Below are 4408 nucleotides of genomic sequence, written 5' to 3'. Positions count from 1 at the left end.
TTTTTTTTTTTTATTGATCCGGCGCCCCCCGAGACCTCCCCCCTACCCTACACTCTTCCCCTCCCCGCCGCTCTTCCGACCTCCCCCCGCCCTGACCCGCGCCGCCCGGACGCGAGAGCCAGTCCGACGGGCCGGTGCGGATCAGGTCGGTGAGGATGTCGCCAGCGGAGACGAATTGCGGGAAGGCAGGAGTGGAGGTCGTCGCGTTCATTGTCTGGCCGTCTCTGTTTCGGCGATGTGCTGGGTCGTGGTGGTTGAGGCTGATGTGTCCGGCGTATTGACGCCCAACGCGTTCAGCACCTCGTAGCACGCGCCCATCGTGTGGTAATCGGTCTTGCCGGCGGGGCTTTTTTCATCGCCGTATTTGCGGTTGTCGCAGGTCAGGATGCGGAACCACGCGCCGTATTTGTGATCGACGAAGTGCGCCCAGCTATAGCGCCAGAGTTCGTCGTAGCAATCCCAGAAGCGTTCGAGGCCCGTGCGTTTGCCGAGCAGCGCGGCCGTGGCGAAGGTCTCGGCCTGAACCCAGAAGTATTTGTCGTGGTCACAAATGGAATTGTCGGGGCCGAAGCCGTAGTAGAGGCCGCCGTGCTGCTCGTCCCACGCGCGGTTGAAGCCGGCATCGAACAGTTCGATAGCGCGCGGCGCGAGCCACGGCAACGCCCGATGCCGCTCCAGGATCAGCAGCAGCTTTGCCCATTCGGTCTGGTGACCGGGCTGGAAACCCCACGGGCGGAAGATGTTCGAACTGTCGGATTCGTTGTAATGCCAGTCGACCGACCAATCCTCGTTGAAGTGTTCCCACACGAGGCCGTTAGAAAGCCGCGCCTGACGCAGCGTGATGTTGCCGGCGATCTTCTCTGCCCGGTCCAGATAGAGCACATGGCCGGTCGCCTCGTACGCGGCGAGCAGCGCTTCGGTCGCGTGCATGTTCGCGTTCTGCCCGCGATAAGGCGACAACTGCCAGTCGGGCGTGGCTTCGTCGGCGTAGAGACCGGCATTCGCATCCCAGAAGTGCTGGTCCATCAACTGGAAGGTTTCATCTATCAGAGGCCGGGCTTCGTCGATACCCGCCATCGCCGCGTGCGCACACGCGAGCAGCACAAACGCGTGGCCGTAGCAATGCCGCGTGCCGTCCAGCGTGCGTTTCGCGCCATCGCGCCACTCGATCTCCCAGTCGTAACCCTGGTTCACGGCGTCCCAATGGGCATTGCGCAAAAACGCAAACGCGTGGCGCGCGTTGTCCAGATGGTGCTGGCCACCGAAATGGCGAAAGGCCATCGCGTGATTGAAGACAAAGCGCGTACTGCTGACCAGATGCCGCGTGGTGTGGTCGTAGACCGTGCCGTCATCTTTGAAGAAATGATAAAACCCGCCCGATGGATCGCGGGCCGTCCGCTCGTAGAACGCGAGCGTGTGGCGCACATGATCGAGCAGGAAATCGCGGCTGCGGAAGTCCGGTTCGGCCCGGTCCGCCGCCTGGAACGCGGTTGAGTTCATACCGATGTCTGTGTCCGTGTTATTGCCGAGCTCGCGCGCGGAATCAGGCGCACGGGCACGAGCGTGTCGGTGGTGATGTCCATGTCGGCATCGCTGGCGTCGTTGTTTTGCGCGGTTTCCAGCAGCAGGTCCACGCCGCGACGGCCAAGCGCCTCCTTGTCCACCGTGACCGTGGTAAGCGGCGGCGTGCTTTGGGCTGCGGCGGGAATGTCGTCGAAACCGACAAACGCCACGTCTTCCGGAATTCGCAGCCCGTGCGCCACGCAGACACGCATGGCGGCGAGGGCCGCTGCATCGTTATAGGCGAAAACAGCGTCCGGCAGCGGCTTCGATTGCTGGTGAGCTTGCGCGATCAGGCGCTCCATGGCGTCGGCGGCGGCGACTTCCGCGTCGATGGCCGGCTGCGTCGTCACTTCGAGCGTAGGGTCGAAAAGCATGCCGGCTTCGAAGTACGCAAGCCGGTAGCCCATCGCCCGCTGGGCGATGCTGTAATGTGCCAGCGACCCGCCAATGAACGCAATGCGCTTTCTGCCCATGGCAAAGAGATGCTGCATGGCGAGCGCCGCGCCGCGCGTGTTGTCGACGTTGACCGAACGGAATCCCGGCGCGTGCAGGTCGATCAGCACGACGGGCCGGTTCATCGAACGCAGGTGAGCAAGCAATTCAGGTTCGATGAATCCCGCGACGGCCACCGCGTCGGGTGCGTGAAGCCGCATTTGCTGGGCGAGGTCGTGGGTCGGGCCGGCTGTCAGTACCGAAGGCACCAGCCGCCGCTCGCGGCACGCTTCCTCGAAACCATGCAGGACGTGGGAAAAGAACGGGCTGACCGCGAAATTATTGTGCTGGCGATGCAGCAGGAAGGTGACGCGCCGGATGCGCGTGCGGAGCTGGGCGGCGTCGTAGCCGAGTTGCCGCGCCGCTTCCACTACACGTTCGCGCGTCGCTTCCGACAAACCCGGCTGGTTCTTCAGTGCCCGCGATACCGTGCCGATCGACACGCTGGCTGCGCGTGCGACATCACGAATGGTTGTACCCATCTGTCTTTCAATCTCCGCATGCGTGTTCTATGGTTTATGAAGCTCGTTCGGCCGGTGTTTATCGGTAAAGCGAGGTTCGCATGATCGCGGGGATTGTATAGTAAAACGATGGGCATTTTACCGTCGCGGGCCTTAGAGAAAACCCGCAACGGCTTGCTGACAAGACTTTCGGTTTGCTTCCTTGTTTAGTAAATGGGATCTAACGGGCTTCGCGCTGATGCACCGACGCCTTGTTCGATGACCACACGTCGAGCACGAGGTCGTCGTCTTCATAGTGCGACAGGGCCGGAATCGCAAGCGTTGCGCGGAGTTCGGCGTGAACGTCGTCGCCGGTAAATGGCCATCCTTCGATTGGCCGACGCCAGTGGCACGCAACCACGGTTCCGCCTGCGCACAGGGAAGACGTCAGCCGTTGTACCAGCCGTATGAGCTGATCGTGCGTCAGGTAATAAGCCACTTCGCTGACGACAATCAGGTCGAACTCGCCGTCGGGCCAGTCATCGGGCATTGCCCGTTGTTCGACCTGGACGTGGCGCAGATCCGCCACTCGGCGACGCGCCAGATCGACAGCCGCCGGATTCAGATCCGCCGCGAGAAGCGTGTCGCAACGCGCCGCCAGTTCGGCCGTGAATTCACCGTTCGCACAGCCGGGTTCGTAGGCGCGGCGGTAGCGTTCATCGGGTAATGCAGCGAGCGTCAATGCCCGCTTGCGGCGTTCGTACCAGCGGTCGCGAAGCAGCCAAGGGTCGTCACTACGCTTGTACAAGCCGTCGAAGTACTCGTGCGCGTTCGGTTCGCCGGTCATATCAGGACGACCTCGTAGGGGCGCGTGAGGCGCTCCAGCACATGGGCCGGGAGAATGGCGTCGCGGCCCGTGGAACCATCGGCTTCTATCTGGCTGCGGAACGCCTGGACCGCGTGAACCTTGCGAGCGAGGGTTGCGTCGTCAAGCGAGATGCGGCGCGCACGGCTCCAGGGCACACGCGAATCGTCGGGCGCTGCCCAATGCCACGTCCAGACCGGAACTTCCACGAAGGGTAGATCAAGTGCGCCGGCAACGGCTGTAACCGCCCGGCCGACCGATTCGTGGTCGGGATGGCCGTCATAGCGCCAGGTGCCGAACACGACGTCCCCGGGTTCCAGGTGCGCTTCGAGCGCTTTCGACAGGTCTGACTCGAAGGTGTTGCCGCCGCCATCCGGCAAATGGAGCCGAACCAGCGCAACGTGGCGCATGCGCAAACGCTGGAGCGCGTCACGTGTTTCCTGCGGCCGCGTGGCGGCGAGGCGCGCGGCTGGCCATTCAGGCGAATCGGGATGGCTTGCGGTGCCATCGGTCACCGCGATGATCAACACCTTGCGGCCCAAATCGGAAAGGCGTGCGAGCAAGCCGCCGGTGCCGAGGATTTCATCGTCGGGATGCGGAGAAACAATCACCGCACGCGCGCCCGGCGGGACGAGCATGCCCGGATCGACTTCGGGGAGAGTGGAAAGTTGCTCCGAGCTTTGCCATGCAGCTTCTGGCGTGCCGCGTCCCTCGATTGCCCGATCATTGTGCTCTGCGTTTTCCACTTGAGTAACTACAGGTTCCATGCGCTGCCTTCCTCTTTCACGATCCGCTCTGCAAGCGCGGCTTCGTCGCGTTCGGCGTGACTCTGCCGGATAAAGACGGGTAGATCAGCCATCAGGCTGGCGAAATGGCGATTACGACAAAGCGGCGCCGCGCCAAGCGCACGCCCCGCACGTTCGCTGCCTTCCTCTTTCACGATCCGCTCTGCAAGCGCGGCTTCGTCGCGTTCGGCGTGACTCTGCCGGATAAAGACGGGTAGATCAGCCATCAGGCTGGCGAAATGGCGATTACGACAAAGCGGCGC

General features: G+C 63.0%; 4 protein-coding genes and 2 pseudogenes. All 6 read right to left on the bottom strand.

The annotated features are described in order from the left end of the window. Positions 1 to 87: 87 nt before the first annotated feature. Positions 88 to 211, bottom strand: a pseudogene (locus tag ACRXB1_RS31545) (carbohydrate kinase); the annotation flags it as partial. Next, complete coding sequence (locus ACRXB1_RS31540) at positions 208 to 1500, bottom strand: AGE family epimerase/isomerase (protein WP_449494272.1); 1293 nt, start codon at positions 1498 to 1500, stop codon at positions 208 to 210. The gene ACRXB1_RS31540 and the pseudogene ACRXB1_RS31545, both read right to left, overlap by 4 nt. Beyond that, positions 1497 to 2537, bottom strand: a complete 1041-nt coding sequence (locus tag ACRXB1_RS31535) for a LacI family DNA-binding transcriptional regulator (protein WP_062168695.1) — start codon at positions 2535 to 2537, stop codon at positions 1497 to 1499. The genes ACRXB1_RS31540 and ACRXB1_RS31535 overlap by 4 nt, the downstream gene beginning before the upstream one ends. Positions 2538 to 2736: 199 nt before the next feature. Beyond that, complete coding sequence (locus tag ACRXB1_RS31530) at positions 2737 to 3342, bottom strand: class I SAM-dependent methyltransferase (RefSeq protein WP_449494271.1); 606 nt, start codon at positions 3340 to 3342, stop codon at positions 2737 to 2739. Then, a complete protein-coding gene (locus ACRXB1_RS31525) occupies positions 3339 to 4127 on the bottom strand; it encodes a PIG-L deacetylase family protein (RefSeq protein ID WP_449494270.1) in 789 nt (262 codons plus the stop codon). The genes ACRXB1_RS31530 and ACRXB1_RS31525 overlap by 4 nt, the downstream gene beginning before the upstream one ends. Continuing rightward, positions 4115 to 4408: pseudogene (locus tag ACRXB1_RS31520) on the bottom strand (acyl-CoA dehydrogenase); the annotation flags it as partial. The gene ACRXB1_RS31525 and the pseudogene ACRXB1_RS31520, both read right to left, overlap by 13 nt.

It is taken from the genome of Caballeronia sp. M23-90, from assembly GCF_053574605.1.
This window is presented reverse-complemented; position numbering and strand designations above follow the sequence as displayed.

Excerpts from the sequence above, each read along its gene's own strand:
- ACRXB1_RS31540 (WP_449494272.1), bottom strand. The coding sequence starts at position 1,500 with ATGAACTCAACCGCGTTCCAGGCGGCGGACCGGGCCGAACCGGACTTC.
- ACRXB1_RS31530 (WP_449494271.1), bottom strand. The coding sequence starts at position 3,342 with ATGACCGGCGAACCGAACGCGCACGAGTACTTCGACGGCTTGTACAAG.
- ACRXB1_RS31525 (WP_449494270.1), bottom strand. The coding sequence starts at position 4,127 with ATGGAACCTGTAGTTACTCAAGTGGAAAACGCAGAGCACAATGATCGG.
- ACRXB1_RS31535 (WP_062168695.1), bottom strand. The coding sequence starts at position 2,537 with ATGGGTACAACCATTCGTGATGTCGCACGCGCAGCCAGCGTGTCGATC.